The sequence below is a fragment of the Pseudarthrobacter sp. AL07 genome, assembly GCF_029960665.1.
GTDB lineage: Bacteria > Actinomycetota > Actinomycetes > Actinomycetales > Micrococcaceae > Arthrobacter.
Window position 1 is genome coordinate 268954 of sequence record NZ_JASBRB010000002.1, and the last position, 13996, is coordinate 282949.

A 13996-nucleotide genomic window follows, 5' to 3' on the forward strand; every position below is an offset into this window, starting at 1 on the left:
GATCGTAAGGCTAGATTTCGGCGCCCTCCAGCAGTTCTGTTACCAGGGCTGCGATCGGGGAGCGTTCGGAGCGCGTCAGGGTGATGTGGCCGAAGAGAGGGTGTCCTTTCAGTGTTTCGACGACTGCGGCAATACCGTCGTGCCGGCCGACGCGCAGGTTGTCACGCTGGGCGACGTCGTGGGTGAGGACGATCTTGGAGTTCTGGCCGATTCGGCTCATCACGGTGAGGAGGACGTTCTTCTCAAGTGACTGGGCCTCGTCGACGATCACGAACGCGTCGTGCAGGGAGCGTCCGCGGATGTGCGTCAGCGGCATAACCTCCAGCATGCCGCGGTCCATGACTTCTTCCACGACTTCCTGGCTGACCAGGGCACCGAGTGTGTCAAAGACCGCCTGTGCCCAGGGGTTCATCTTTTCGGACTCAGAGCCGGGCAGGTAGCCGAGTTCCTGGCCACCTACGGCGTAAAGGGGGCGGAACACGATCACCTTGCGGTGCTCGCGGCGTTCCAGCACCGCTTCCAGGCCGGCACACAGGGCCAGCGCGGATTTGCCGGTGCCGGCCCGCCCGCCGACCGAAACGATTCCGACGGCGGGGTCCATCAGCATGTCGATGGCCAAGCGCTGCTCCGCGGAGCGTCCGTGGAGCCCGAAGACGTCCCGGTCCCCCTTGACCAGCCGCACCTGTTTGTCGGCGCCCACCCGGCCCAGGGCTGAGCCCCGGTTGGAGAGGATCACCAGCCCGGTGTTGACCGGCATTTCCGCGGCTGCGGGGATGAAGACAGGCTCGTGGCCGTACAGGGCGGAAATTTCTTCCTCGCTGGCTTCCACCTCGGCAACGCCGGTCCAGCCCGAATCCTTCACGAGCTCGTTGCGGTATTCGTCGGCTGTGAGTCCCATAGCGGAGGCCTTGACCCGCATGGGGAGATCCTTCGAAACCACCGTGACGTTCCGGCCTTCATTGGCCAGGTTCTTGGCCACGGCGAGGATCCGGCTGTCGTTGTCGCCACTGCGGAAACCCAACGGAAGCACGTCGGCGGAAATGTGGTTCAGCTCCACCAGCAGGGTGCCGCCCTGGTCGCCGATGGGGATTGGCCGGCTCAGGCCACCGTGTTTCACCCGGAGGTCATCGAGCAGCCGGAGCGCTGTGCGGGCAAAGTAGCCCAGCTCGGGGTCGTGCCGTTTCCCCTCAAGTTCCGTGATGACAACGATCGGAACAATGACTTCGTGCTCGGCGAAGCGGAGCAGCGCCCGTGGATCCGAGAGTAGGACGGAGGTGTCAATGACGAAGGTGCTAATGGTGGCGTCCCTTCCGGAGACAGCAAAACCGGCCGCAGAATTTTCGTCTGCTGCACCGGCTTGTGAGGTGGCTCGCGTGGTGCGAGAGGTAGCTTTCTGTCCCTGGTCAAAAACGGCCTCGGGCAGTTGTTCAGAAATAGCCACATCGACTCCAGCCCCGGACACGCGCCCGGAATTGTTATTGGTGAGGCGGCTCGGCCTGGAGGCCGGGTCCGGCCTCCCATACAACCGGTGCGAAATTTCGCTCCATGTACTGGCCTCCCCGATCAGCCGGCGTTTTTGCCTGCTGATGGATACAACGTAAATCCCCGCCCAGTAATTTCCGGTGCCATCCGTCGGCGATTCCTGTTGCGGCTGTGTGAATTCCGCGTGAACGTCGCTGACAGATCAGGTACCGAAGCGCCGCTGCCGGCCTGCATAGTCCCGGAGGGCGCGTAGGAAATCCACTTTTCGGAAAGCGGGCCACAACGCCTCGCAGAAGTAGAACTCGCTGTAGGCGCTTTGCCACATCAGGAACCCTGACAGCCGCTGCTCCCCCGACGTCCTGATGACCAGGTCCGGATCCGGCTGGCCGCGCGTATAGAGGAAGCGGGAAATATCGTCGACGGACAGCGAGTCAGCGAGCACCGAAATGTCTGTGCCTTTGGCGACGGCATCGTGAAGCAGCTCCCGCACGGCATCGACGATCTCGCGGCGTCCGCCGTAGCCCACCGCAACGTTGACATGGATCTTTTCGCGAACCGGCGTGCGCGCTGTGAGCTTGTTGAGCCGTTCAGCCAGGTAGTCGGGCAGGAGCTCGGGGGCGCCCATGGCGTGGACCGAGATGTTGGCGTCCTCGTCCAGACGGTCCAGAGTGTTGGCGATGATGCCCATCAGAAGATCCAGCTCCTCGCTGGACCGGCTCATGTTGTCCGTGGACAGCATGTACAGCGTGACCACCTTGACCCCGAGTTCCTGGCACCAGCCCAGGAATTCATGGATCTTGTCCGCGCCGGCCTGGTGGCCCTGGCTGGTGGGCGCATTGAACTGCTTGGCCCATCGGCGGTTGCCGTCCACCATGACGCCGATGTGATTGGGAATGCGGCCGCCGGCAAGCTCGCTGAGCAGCCGCCTTTCGTAGAAGCCATAAAGGAACCCGCGAAATTCCACGAGGAGACTCACCTGACTTCCGTTGCTGTTCGACGGCATTGCACGTCCTAGGCTACCGTCCGGGACCGGGCCGGGTGCGCCGGGACGTGCCCGGATGACCCGTCACGATCGTTACCCATGAGTAACTTACGGACAGAGAGGATATTCTGAACCCATGAACAGCCAGACTCCTGACGGCTCCCGCTCGCCCTCCGCGGACCACGGCAACAGCGCACTGGACGACGCCGCCGTCCGGCTGGCCGAACTCCTGATGATCAAGCCCAAGTGGCGAGGTTGGATCCACAGCGTCACGGCGCCACTGGCCCTGGCCGCGGGGATCGTCCTGGTGGTCCTTGCCCCGACTACGGACCGCAAGATCACCTCGGCAATCTATGCCTTCACAGGCGTCCTGCTATTTGGCATCAGTGCCATCTACCACCGCGGCAACTGGTCCCCCGGGGTGAAGATTGTGCTCAAGCGCTTGGACCACACCAACATCATGCTGGTCATCGCCGGCAGCTACACGCCCTTGGCCTGGTCGCTCCTGGAGCAACCCAAGGCAGTCCTGCTGCTCTGGGTCATCTGGGCCGGGGCCATCCTCGGTGTGCTGTTCAGGCTGCTGTGGACGGACGCCCCGCGCTGGCTGTACGTGCCGATCTACATTGCGCTTGGCTGCGGGTCGCTGTTCTACCTGCCCGAATTCTTCGCGGCCAGCGTCCCGGCGGCCATTCTGATCTGTGTGGGCGGAATCCTATACATCACCGGCGCAGTGTTCTATGCGCTCAAGAAGCCCAACTTCAGCTACGAGCACTTCGGCTTCCACGAACTCTTCCACGCACTGACAGTCCTGGCATTCGCGGCACATTTTACGGCGATCGCCATCGCAGTCCTCAGCTGAACTGTAAAGGGCCGGTAGGAACGCGGGGGTCCGGCCCGCTTCAGTCGCGGGGCTGGGGCCGGTCGGCGGCCTGGCCGTGACCGTTGTCTTCGAGGCCTGCCTTGTCGCCGGACGCATCCGTGTCGTCGGCAACACCGAGGCCGTCGTGGCCGTCCGCAGCCTCAATGTCCGCGGCCACTGCCGCTGCCTGACGCTCTTCTTCCACCTGCGCGCGGTAGCGGACGCGGCGGATGCGGCGGACCATGTCCACAATCAGCAGCGTGGTAGCCAGCACAAAGAAGGCCGTCATGATGAAGCCCCACAGGCCCGGGGTGATCTGATCCTCGGAGATGCCTTCACGCAGGCCGGGCGTCGGCAGCGGTGAGGGCGTGGTGGTCAGGGCGAGGAGCAAGTGATGCACGGTTCAAACCTTCTGTGGAAACTGATGGGCAGCCAGCCGGTGATTCCGGAGACGGGTCCGCGGGACCCGGACCAGCCCTCTGCTTTTCTACACGACATAGAATTGACTGCCGTTTCTATCTTAGCCCGGCGAAAAGGTCCTTTTCGGGCAATACTGCGGGGACCCTGGACTCGATCAGGGAGTAGTCTTCCCACGGCCACACGCGGCGCTGCATCTCGGCCGAGACGGCAAAGAAGAACCCCAGCGGATCCACCTGCGTGCGGTGGGCGCGGAGGGCGTCGTCGCGGGCCTCAAAAAAGTCGCCGCAGTCGATCTGCGTGGTGGTGGCATGGGCACCCTGCGGCGGCGTGTGGCCCTCCGCGTCCGTTTCCAGCCAGGCGGCAAGCCGCTGGGCGTACGGGGACTGCAGGCCCGCTTCCTCCAGGGCAAAATGCAATGCGCGGAACCGGTCCGGGCTGAAGGCCCTGTCGTAGTAGAGCTTGCTTGGTTCCCAGGCGGCACCGGCGTCCGGATACCTGTTCGGGTCACCGGCAGCCGCAAACGCCTCCACTGCCACCCGGTGCGCCATGATGTGGTCCGGGTGCGGGTATCCTCCGTTTTCGTCATAGCTGACGATCACCTGCGGCTTGAAGTCCCGGACCAGGCGCACCAGCGGCGCCGCAGCGCGCGCCAGCGGCTGGACGGCAAAGGATCCTGCGGGCAGCGGCGGCAGGGGGTCGCCCTCCGGCAGCCCGGAATCCGTGAATCCGAGCCAACGCTGTTCGATGCCAAGTACCCTGGCCGCCTGGTCCATCTCCAGCCGGCGCGCCCCTGCCATGTCCCGCTTGGGATGCGGCTCACCCTCCACGGCAGGGTTTTGGATATCGCCGCGGGATCCGTCGGTGCAGGTGGCCACCATGACTTCCACCCCGGCGGCGGCGTACATGGCCATGGTGGCCGCGCCCTTGCTGGACTCGTCGTCCGGGTGCGCATGAACGGCTAGCAGCCTAAGCGGTGCCGGGGTATGCGTGGACGCTGTCATCGAAGGACGGCTCCTTATTCTTCTGCGGCTGCTGTGACGGCCACTGGACTGACGGGATTGCATAACGGGACAGGCGGAATAGCTGCGCGGTAGAGGGGTGCGGATCCGCCACGGACAGCCATGGGCCGGAACCGAACTAAACTGGACTGGTGACTACCCAGGATCAGCCCGCTGTGTCCCCGCCTGCAGACACTAGCCTAGCCAATCGTTATGGCAGTAAAAAGCCGTCCCTCCGGCCAGCGGTCAAACGTGGCATCGCCGTAGCGGCGCTGGCGGCCGGAGTTGGGTTTATGGCCTGGGTCTCCACGTCGAACGCTGTCGCGGACGTGACGTTCAAAGACGTCGGTTTCAGCACCATTGACGCCACTGCGGCAGAGGTTGATTTCCAGGTGACCAGGGACCCGGGAACGGCCGTCAAGTGCGCTGTGAAGGCCCTCGACTCCAAGTTCGCCGTGGTGGGTTGGAAAGTCGTGGACATCCCGCCGGGAGCAGCTAATGGAACGGCCGACGGCGGAAGGACAGTTTCGCAGCGCGTGGCCCTTCGGACGGAGTCCTTGTCCGTTTCCGGCGTCGTGGACGACTGCTGGATTCCGCGCGCCGGGACGTAGCACCATGTGATCTGCGCAATATCCCGGTTGGGTATGTCCAGAGTATTGACTACAATGGGTCAATACCTTTACCCCGCTGAGCTGGTTGCTGAGTTCCACAAGTGGCCACCGTTGCGGGGTCTTTTGCATGTATGACCATTAGGAGAAGTCCGTGTCTACCACCAACAGCGCGCCTGCAGCCTGGCTCACCCAGGAAGCTTTTGACCGCCTGAAGGCAGAGCTGGACCACCTTTCCGGCCCTGGCCGTGCGGAGATTGTCCAGAAGATTGAAGCTGCCCGGCAAGAGGGCGACCTGAAGGAAAACGGCGGCTACCATGCGGCCAAGGAAGAGCAGGGCAAGATCGAAGCCCGGATCCGCCAGCTGACCGCACTCCTGCGAGATGCCCACGTAGGCGAGTCCCCGGCTGACGACGGCATCGTCGAGCCCGGCATGCTCGTCGTTGCCCTGATCGCCGGCGACGAAGAGACATTCCTGCTTGGGTCCCGCGAAATCGCCGGCGATTCCGATCTGGACGTGTTCAGCGAGAAGTCACCCCTCGGCGCCGCAATCGTCGGCCACAAAGAGGGTGCGAAGCTCAGCTACACTGCGCCGAACGGCAAGGACATCGCGGTGGAAATCATCTCCGCCAAGCCGTATACAGGCTAACGCGTCACGCTGAACGCGCCTCAGGCCTTGCACGCCTGGCCAAACGCCGGTCTCCGTCAGGAGACCGGCGTTTTTGCGTGCTTGGGGCGCAGCAACAGGGCAGCTACAACTCCGCCTGCCGCCCCGCCGAGATGCGCCTGCCAGGAGATGTAGCTGCCCATGATCGGCAACACACCCAGCAGGATGCCGCCGTAAACCATGAACAGCACCACGGCGAGCAGGATCTGCCGCCAGCTGTGGTTGAAGAAACCCCGCACCAGGAGAAAGGCGAACAACCCGAAAACCAGGCCGGAGGCGCCAACTGTGATGCCGCCGTCGCCAATCAGCCACACCGTCAGCCCGGAGCCCAGCCAGCTGAATCCGAGGGCCGTCAGGAACACCCGCACGCCGGACAGGAACACCAGGAAGCCGAAGACGATCAGAGGCAGGGCATTGGACAGCAGATGGTTCAGATTGGCGTGCAGCAGCGGGAACGTCAGGATGTCCAGCAACCCGTCAGCGGACCGCGGCCGGAGCCCGAAGGTCCGGTTCAGGGCGTGCAGGGTCAGCATGTTGAACAGTTCGATGACAAAAAGCAGGGCCACAAAGCCGCCGGCCACCAACAGTCCACCCTTCGCCCGTGAGGCTGTGGTTTCCCGGTTCCGCGGCTTTCCGTCCCCCATCGCGTCAAACATGGCTGCTCCTAATGCACCACAATGGGCTGGAAGCCCTCGGCACGGAGGGCGCCGAGGACCTGCTCACAATGTTCGTGGCCCTTGGTTTCGAGGTTCACGGTGATGGAAACGTCGCCCATGCTGATGGAGCCGCCAACACGGGTATGGTCCAGGCCCGTGACGTTCGCATCGTTTTCGGCGATGATGCGGGCGATGGTGGCCAGCGAGCCCGGCCGGTCATCCAGCATCATCCGAACTGTCATGTAGCGCCCGGCGGCGGACAGGCCCCGCTGGATGACTTTAAGCATCAGCATCGGATCGATGTTGCCGCCGGACAGGATCACGGCCGTAGTCCCGGGGTTTTCGATTTTGCCATCCATCAAGGCGGCAACCCCCACCGCCCCGGCGGGTTCCACCACCATCTTGGCCCGTTCCAGCAGGAAGATCAGGGCCCGCGCCAGCGAATCCTCGCTGACCGTGACTACATCATCCACGAGCTCACGGATGATGCTGAAGGGCAGCTGTCCCGGCCGACCCACGGCGATACCGTCAGCCATGGTGGACACTTTCTTCAGCGGAACCAGTGCGTCGGCGGCGAGTGACGGCGGATAAGCCGCAGCGTTTTCGGCCTGGACACCGATGATGCGGATTTCCCGGCCAAGTTCCCTGGCCCGGGCCTTGACGGCTACAGCGACTCCGGCCAGCAGCCCGCCGCCGCCCACGCCCATCAGGATGGTGTCCACGTTGGGGATCTGCTCGAGAATCTCCAGGCCTATGGTTCCCTGACCGGACACCACATCCACGTTGTCAAAGGGGTGCACAAACACCATGCCGGATTCGTCGGCATAGCGCTGCGCCTCGGAGAGGGCCTCATCCACGTTGTGGCCGTGGAGGATGACTTCTGCGCCGTGGCTGCGGGTGGCCGCCAGTTTCGGAAGGGCTACGCCAAGCGGCATGTAGATGCGGGCTTTGATGCCCAGGCTTTTGGCTGCTACGGCCACACCCTGGGCGTGGTTGCCGGCTGATGCCGCCACCACCCCCCGCTTTTTCTCCTCGGCCGAGAGCTTGGCCATGCGGACATACGCACCGCGGACCTTGAATGATCCCGCCCGCTGCAGGTTTTCGCACTTGAAGAAGACGTCGCCGCCCACCATCCCGCCCAGAGCCCGTGACGATTCCACCGGGGTCCGCATAATAATCCCCTCGAGCAGCTTCTGCGCCTCCAGGACATCGTCCAGCGTGACGGGAAGGGTTTCAAGGGTGTTCACGGACTTATGCTCCTTGGGTGTCTACGACTCCGGCGCCTTGGGTCATCTCAGGCCTCGGCGTCCGGATTGGCTGCTTCTGTGCTGGCTGCGGCGCCCTTGCCACGCTTGGGCCTGCCGCCCGGCAACCGGACATCCCTGATGAAGTCATCATGGTCCAGGCCTGGCGTCACTGTCCCACCGGGGATTGCCAGCACCTGTTCATGTTCCCACGTTCTGGCCGCGATGTAGCGAATCGCGGAGTTTGCTACGGCGAGGATGGGCACCGAGAACAGCGCGCCGGGGATACCCGCAAGGTACGAACCCGCGGCCACGGAGAGGATCACCGCCACCGGATGCAGGGACACGGCCTTGCCCATCACGAGTGGTTGGAGGATGTGGCTCTCCAGCTGCTGGACCAACAGCACGATAGCCAGCATGATCAGGGCATTGACCGGACCGTTGGCCACCAGGGCCAGGAGGACGGCGATGGCCCCGGTCACCAGAGCACCGACCACCGGGATAAAGGAGCCGATGAACACGAGCACGCTCAACGGCAGGGCAAGCGGCACCCCGATGATGGCCGCGCCGGCGCCGATGCCTACCGCGTCAACAAAGGCAACAAACATCTGGATCCGTGCGTAGCTGACCATGGAGGCCCAGCCCTTGCGACCGGCACCGAAGGTTGCCGCACGTGCCTTCTTCGGGAGGAGGCGCACCAGGAAGGCCCAAATCCTGTCGCCTTCGAGCAGGAAGAAGATCAGGATGAACAGCGCCAGCACCATTCCCGCGGCGAAGTGGCCCGCAGTGCTGCCAAAGGACAACGCACCGCTGAGTATGCTGCTGCTGTTGTCCTGGAGTGCGGTGGAGGCTTCTTTGAGGTACTGGTCGATCTGGTCGGCGGTGAGGTGCAGGGGTCCATCGGCCAGCCAGTCCTGGATCTGCTTCACACCCGTCAACGACTGGGACCACAGTTCGCCAAAACCTGAAGTCAGCTGGCGGCCTACCAGGGCAAGGGCACCAACGATCACTCCGATGAAACCCACCACCGTGATGGCCACCGCGGCACCGTTTGGCAGCCGCCTCCTGCTAAGCCAGCGCACCACGGGGCTCAGCAGCCCGGCCAGCAGTGCAGCCACCATCACGGGAATGATCAGGAAGCTGATCCGGCTGAACAGCCAGACCAGGGCGCCAGCCATCAGCAGGATGAGGCCGAGCCGCCATGCCCACGACGCTGCGATCCGGATGCCGTACGGAATGTCCTGCTCCAGATCCCGGTCCGCCCGCAGGCTGCCCGGGGCGGCAGTTTCCACCGGCCGGTCCGTAGCAGGCAGCGTGCCTGTGGGCAATGAATCGGATGGGGCGGCGTCCTTGTCTGGCGTCATAGCCTAATACTTCCTCAGCACCGGCCCTTATGCGAAACGGCTACCCGGCCCCGCCCAGTACAGCCTCTATCCCCCAGGCCATCGTGAACGCTTCCCCGGCCGGAAGCCAGCGCAGCCCGTCACCGGAGTTGAAGGCATTGGCCGGACCCGTCATGGGTTCGATGGCTACCGCCTTGAGCCTGCCAGGCAGTTCGGTTGTCACGAAGATGTGGACGTAGCCGCAGGATTCGTCCTGCCACAAGGTCACGCTGCGGCCGTCAGGTGCACTGAGCACATGGCGGGCCGCCCCGCCGTCGAACGTAATGTCCGTCAAGGCGACGTCGACCTCGAGGCCCCCCAGCCGTTGACCGTTGCGGAAGTCACTGTCCCCGCTAACGGGTTCGGAGCTGCGCGGGATCAGGCGTTCGTCCGCCACCAGGCGGGTATCGGCGGCAACGGTCAGGGTCAAGTGGTCCACGTCCGCATCGCCCAGCCGCAGGTATGGGTGGGCGCCCAGGACGAACGGCGCCGGGGCGTTGGAATCGTTGACCAGCGTCTGGCGGACTTCCAGACCAAGATCCTCAGTCAGGAAGTACTGGACCCGGTGCCGGACCAGGAACGGGTAGCCATGCTGCGGGAAGACCGTCGCCTCAAGAGTCACGGAATATTGCGATTCATCAACCAGGCTGTAGGCGGAGTTGCGGAGCAGTCCATGGCTTGCGTTGTTCCGTGAAACCTCCGTGATGTCCAGCTGCTGCTTCTTTCCGTCGAGGTACCAGACCCCGTCCTCCACCCTGTTTGCCCAAGGGGCGAGAGTGATTCCGGCCGCGCCCGGGGAAATCTCATCGTCCCCATACGTCTCGGTGAGCAGGACACCTGCGCGGCTGTACAGCCGCAGGCCGGCGGCAAGCTCGGTCACTACGGCCAGCGCGTCACCCCGGCGGAGTTCGTACTGCCGGCCGGTGGCGTAGGTCTGGAATCCGGCGGGAATGCCCGTGTCCGGGGTTGCACTCGAAGTCATGAGCACCACCGTAACAGGGGCACGGCCAGCCTGCCATTGTCGCAAATGTTATCTTTTGTGTGAAACTATTCTTTTTTGAGCGAAATGTGGGATGATCGAGGCAACGGACGCCCGCCATCTGCCGGCACCAGCACGCAAAGGACCCCCGCCATGACAGGTATCACCGCCACAACGCTCGCCGATGGCCGGGAGCTGATCTACTTCGACGACGGCGCTACCGCCCAGCCCCGCACAGCGTCCACCACCACCGATCACCGGCCGCTGCCGGAGCGCGGTCAGCCCGGCGAGGTCCGGTTCGATGCCCTCAGCGACGAGTGGGTGGCCGTCGCAGCCCATCGGCAGTCCCGCACGCATCTCCCGCCGGCCGACCAGTGCCCCATCTGTCCCACCACGCCGAACAACCCCTCCGAGATCCCCGCCCCCGACTACGACGTTGTGGTGTTTGAAAACCGCTTCCCGTCGCTGGGTCCGGCGGTGGGACCTGTGCCGTCCGCCCCGGCCTGGGGCAGCACGGGGCCCGCCTACGGACGCTGCGAAGTAGTGGCGTTCACACCCGAGCACACGGGATCCTTCAGCGCCCTGAGTGAGGCGCGCGCCCGGACTGTTGTAGAGGCATTGGCGCACCGCACCGAAGCCCTCAGCAAACTGCCGGGGATCAAGCAGGTGTTCCCGTTCGAAAACCGCGGGGCCGACATCGGCGTCACGCTTCACCACCCGCACGGGCAGATCTATGCGTACCCTTACGTCACGCCCCGCGCAGGGGTCATCGGAGCGGCAGCACGCAAGTTCTATGATGGGTCCGACGGGCGGCAGACGCTCACGGGCTCGCTGCTGCAGGCAGAACGGGAGGACGGGAGCCGAATGGTGATGGAGGGCGAGAACTTCAGCGCCTACGTACCGTTCGCTGCCCGCTGGCCGTTGGAGATCCACCTGGTGCCGCACCGGCAGGTGCCCGACCTGGCCACCCTGAGCGGGGAGGAAAGGGATGAACTGGCGCATGTCTACCTTCACTTGCTTAAACGGCTGGATGCGCTGTATCCGACGCCGACACCCTACATATCAGCCTGGCACCAGGCTCCCCTCGACGACCTCCTGCGACCCGCAAGCTACCTGCACCTCCAGCTGACGTCGCCCCGCCGGGCAGCGGACAAGCTCAAGTTCCTGGCCGGCTCCGAGGCCGCTATGGGCGCCTTCATCAACGACACCACCCCGGAAAGCGTCGCCGAGCGGCTCCGTGCCGTGGTGGTCCCCGAATCCAGCCCGTTCCCTGACACGATCGCCGCCGCCCCTCTGGGGGCACTGCCTGAAGGAGCACACGCGTGAGCGCCTCCCCTGACCCATTGATTGCCCAGCTGGCCAGCCCGCCGGAACCCGGGACGGCGAATCTGAACACAGCACAGCCCGGCATGGCGGATCTGGCCGCCCGCTTCGAGCAGGAGTTCGGCAGGCTGCCCGACGGCGTCTGGCAGGCACCGGGACGCGTGAACCTCATCGGCGAGCACACCGACTACAACGAGGGGTTTGTGCTCCCGTTCGCGATCGACAAGACCGCCCGGGTGGCCGTCGGAGTCCGTGCGGACTCCACGGTCCGGCTCCTGTCCACTTATGGTGACCACGGCATGATCAGCGCCGACCTCGGCTCTTTGGCCGCGCCTTCAGCCAAGGGCTGGACGAAGTATCCACTGGGTGTGATGTGGGCGTTGCAACAACGGGGCATCACCATTCCCGGGGTGGATCTGCTGCTTGATTCCAACGTTCCCCTGGGCGCCGGCCTGTCCTCATCGCACGCCATCGAATGCGCAGTCATCTCGGCGCTCAACGACCTGACGGGAGCGGGACTGGCGGCGGAGGAGATGGTCCTGATCACGCAGCGCGCTGAGAACGATTTCGTTGGCGCCCCCACCGGCATCATGGACCAGTCAGCGTCGCTGCGCGGCTCCAAGGGGCATGCCGTGTTCCTGGATTGCCGTGACCAGAGCGTTCAGCTGGTTCCCTTCGAAGCAGAACCAGCGGGGCTGGTGATGCTGGTCATCGACACCAAGGTCTCCCACTCACACTCCGACAGCGGCTACGCCTCGCGCCGCGCGTCCTGCGAACTGGGCGCCGAGGTCATGGGCGTCAAGGCACTGCGTGACGTCCGGCTGCAGGACCTGGACGAAGCCGCCGGCCTCCTGGACGAGGTCACTTACCGGCGGGTGCGCCATATCGTGACCGAAAACGACCGCGTGCTGCAGACCGTGAAGCTGCTGGCCAGTGCGGGCCCGGGTTCCATCGGTGCCCTGCTGGACGCCAGCCATGCGTCCATGCGGGACGACTTTGAGATCTCCTGCCCGGAGCTGGATCTGGCGGTGTCCACTTCCCGTGCCAGCGGTGCGATCGGCGCCAGGATGACCGGCGGTGGCTTCGGCGGGGCCGCGATCGCGCTCACCCCGCTGACATCTGAGCACCAGGTGCGTGCCGCCGTCGTACGTGCCTTCGCGGACGCCGGCTACACGGCCCCTGACATCTTCACGGTGACCCCTGCAGCAGGAGCCATGCGCATTTCCTAGCGCGGATACGCGCAAAAAAGAGGGCCCGCCTGATGCGAAATGCATCGGTGGGGCCCTCTTCTTATTGGACAGAATTACGACGGCGAACGCCGGGTTTGTTGTCAGTCCTCGCCGCGGAGGATCGCCAGGACGCGGATGATCTCCACGTAGAGCCAGACCAGGGTTACCGTCAGGCCAAAGGCAGCAGTCCAGGAGAAGCGCTGCGGGGCGCCGCTCTGCACGCCGGCTTCGATGCTCGTGAAGTCCATCACCAGGGAGAACGCAGCCAGACCGATGGCCAGGATGCCGATGACAACACCAATAATGCCGCTGCGCAGGCCGAAGGGTTCCGTCGTCATACCCGTCATCATCATCACGAGGTTGACCACGGAGAACAGTCCGTAACCCACCATGGCGATCATGAAGAACTTCATGGCCTTGGGCGAGGCGCGCACCTTGCCGCTCTTGAACAGGAGCAGCGTCACGGTGAACACGGACAGCGTGCCGATGACGGCCTGCAGCCCGACGCCCGGGTACATCAGGTCGAGTACGCGGGTAAGCCCGCCGAGGAACAGGCCTTCGAGTCCGGCATAGGCCAGGATCAGGGCTGGTGATGGCTGCTTCTTGAATGTGTTGACCAATGCCAGGACAAAGCCGCCCAGTGCACCGACGATCATCAGCATGCTGGCCAGCCCCATGCTGACGAACAGGGTCACCGCGGCACCTGCCAACAGGACTCCGAGGCAGGCCGCTGTCTTGACGATGACATCGTCGTACGTCATCCGGCCGGTGTCTGCGGGACCTGCGGCCGGCTGGTTGTACATCTGGCGCAACTGCTCGTCGGTCATGTTCTGCTGCTGGCCCCAACCGTTCTGGGGATCCATGACCTGGCCGGGAGCCCGCTGGCCATAAGGCTGCTGGCCGTACTGTGCCTGTCCGTAGGGTGCCTGCGGGACACGCGGTGCCTGCGTTGCTCCACGGAAATTCTTTCCGTTGAAGATCGGGTTTCCGCCAAGTGCCATTGCTGGTGTCCTCCAAGTAAAGGGTTGAGTCGTGACTTAAGAACCACGCTACCAATATCTACGCGCTCACGCCCCAATAAGTTCCCCGTCCATGGCGCCGAAACGCAACCGTGATGCATCCGGGTGGACGGTCGCACGCGCCGCCGGGCAGCGCGTAGGCCAGGCC

General features: G+C 64.3%; 14 protein-coding genes. 5 read left to right on the forward strand and 9 right to left on the reverse strand.

Annotation, left to right across the window (positions count from 1 at the left end):
- Positions 1 to 10: 10 nt before the first annotated feature.
- Both QK290_RS03185 and QK290_RS03190 read right to left on the reverse strand, forming a co-directional pair.
- Positions 11 to 1441, reverse strand: a complete 1431-nt coding sequence (locus QK290_RS03185; RefSeq protein ID WP_282329269.1) for a PhoH family protein — start codon at positions 1439 to 1441, stop codon at positions 11 to 13.
- Positions 1442 to 1684: 243 nt separating this feature from the next.
- A complete protein-coding gene (locus QK290_RS03190) occupies positions 1685 to 2446 on the reverse strand; it encodes an isoprenyl transferase (protein WP_282329361.1) in 762 nt (253 codons plus the stop codon).
- Positions 2447 to 2681: 235 nt separating this feature from the next.
- Here QK290_RS03190 and QK290_RS03195 point away from each other — a divergent pair, with 235 nt between their 5' ends.
- Positions 2682 to 3323 (forward strand): hemolysin III family protein, encoded by a 642-nt coding sequence (locus QK290_RS03195; protein ID WP_282329362.1) that lies wholly within the window; start codon positions 2682 to 2684, stop codon positions 3321 to 3323.
- A gap of 40 nt (positions 3324 to 3363) precedes the next feature.
- Here the strand turns inward: QK290_RS03195 and QK290_RS03200 are convergent, their stop codons facing one another.
- Positions 3364 to 3723 (reverse strand): hypothetical protein, encoded by a 360-nt coding sequence (locus tag QK290_RS03200; RefSeq protein WP_282329270.1) that lies wholly within the window; start codon positions 3721 to 3723, stop codon positions 3364 to 3366.
- A gap of 115 nt (positions 3724 to 3838) precedes the next feature.
- Positions 3839 to 4744 (reverse strand): mycothiol conjugate amidase Mca, encoded by a 906-nt coding sequence (gene mca, locus QK290_RS03205; protein WP_282329271.1) that lies wholly within the window; start codon positions 4742 to 4744, stop codon positions 3839 to 3841.
- A 149-nt stretch (positions 4745 to 4893) separates the two neighbouring features.
- On the opposite strand from mca, the gene QK290_RS03210 reads away from it, so the two are divergent.
- The gene (locus QK290_RS03210) at positions 4894 to 5352 is read left to right on the forward strand and encodes a DUF4307 domain-containing protein (RefSeq protein ID WP_282329272.1); all 459 of its coding nucleotides are present in this window, start codon (positions 4894 to 4896) and stop codon (positions 5350 to 5352) included.
- A 151-nt stretch (positions 5353 to 5503) separates the two neighbouring features.
- A complete protein-coding gene (gene greA / locus QK290_RS03215; RefSeq protein WP_282329273.1) occupies positions 5504 to 5998 on the forward strand; it encodes a transcription elongation factor GreA in 495 nt (164 codons plus the stop codon).
- A 56-nt stretch (positions 5999 to 6054) separates the two neighbouring features.
- Here greA and QK290_RS03220 read toward each other — a convergent pair whose 3' ends face one another.
- From QK290_RS03220 to QK290_RS03235, 4 genes are read right to left on the reverse strand one after another with little or no spacing between them, the layout of a single operon-like run.
- Positions 6055 to 6672, reverse strand: coding sequence for a rhomboid family intramembrane serine protease (locus QK290_RS03220; protein ID WP_282329274.1), 618 nt, complete (start codon positions 6670 to 6672; stop codon positions 6055 to 6057).
- A gap of 8 nt (positions 6673 to 6680) precedes the next feature.
- Positions 6681 to 7919, reverse strand: a complete 1239-nt coding sequence (ilvA, locus tag QK290_RS03225; protein ID WP_282329275.1) for a threonine ammonia-lyase — start codon at positions 7917 to 7919, stop codon at positions 6681 to 6683.
- 47 nt (positions 7920 to 7966) lie between these two features.
- Entirely contained in the window at positions 7967 to 9280 is a 1314-nt protein-coding gene (locus tag QK290_RS03230) for an AI-2E family transporter (RefSeq protein ID WP_282329276.1), read from the reverse strand.
- 40 nt (positions 9281 to 9320) lie between these two features.
- Positions 9321 to 10280 carry an aldose 1-epimerase family protein gene (locus QK290_RS03235; protein WP_282329277.1) on the reverse strand — a complete coding sequence of 320 codons (960 nt, stop codon included), beginning with the start codon at positions 10278 to 10280 and terminating at the stop codon, positions 9321 to 9323.
- 150 nt (positions 10281 to 10430) lie between these two features.
- Here QK290_RS03235 and galT point away from each other — a divergent pair, with 150 nt between their 5' ends.
- Together galT and galK are read left to right on the forward strand one after the other, a co-directional pair.
- Complete coding sequence (gene galT / locus QK290_RS03240) at positions 10431 to 11603, forward strand: galactose-1-phosphate uridylyltransferase (protein ID WP_282329278.1); 1173 nt, start codon at positions 10431 to 10433, stop codon at positions 11601 to 11603.
- Between the two features lie 83 nt (positions 11604 to 11686).
- Positions 11687 to 12829, forward strand: a complete 1143-nt coding sequence (gene galK / locus QK290_RS03245; protein WP_282329363.1) for a galactokinase — start codon at positions 11687 to 11689, stop codon at positions 12827 to 12829.
- Positions 12830 to 12930: 101 nt separating this feature from the next.
- Here galK and QK290_RS03250 read toward each other — a convergent pair whose 3' ends face one another.
- Positions 12931 to 13830 (reverse strand): Bax inhibitor-1/YccA family protein, encoded by a 900-nt coding sequence (locus QK290_RS03250; protein ID WP_282329279.1) that lies wholly within the window; start codon positions 13828 to 13830, stop codon positions 12931 to 12933.
- Positions 13831 to 13996: the final 166 nt, after the last annotated feature.

Coding starts and splice junctions, on each gene's coding strand:
- mca (WP_282329271.1), bottom strand. CDS start 4,744: ATGACAGCGTCCACGCATACCCCGGCACCGCTTAGGCTGCTAGCCGTT.
- QK290_RS03220 (WP_282329274.1), bottom strand. CDS start 6,672: ATGTTTGACGCGATGGGGGACGGAAAGCCGCGGAACCGGGAAACCACA.
- QK290_RS03230 (WP_282329276.1), bottom strand. CDS start 9,280: ATGACGCCAGACAAGGACGCCGCCCCATCCGATTCATTGCCCACAGGC.
- QK290_RS03235 (WP_282329277.1), bottom strand. CDS start 10,280: ATGACTTCGAGTGCAACCCCGGACACGGGCATTCCCGCCGGATTCCAG.
- galT (WP_282329278.1), top strand. CDS start 10,431: ATGACAGGTATCACCGCCACAACGCTCGCCGATGGCCGGGAGCTGATC.
- galK (WP_282329363.1), top strand. CDS start 11,687: ATGGCGGATCTGGCCGCCCGCTTCGAGCAGGAGTTCGGCAGGCTGCCC.
- QK290_RS03250 (WP_282329279.1), bottom strand. CDS start 13,830: ATGGCACTTGGCGGAAACCCGATCTTCAACGGAAAGAATTTCCGTGGA.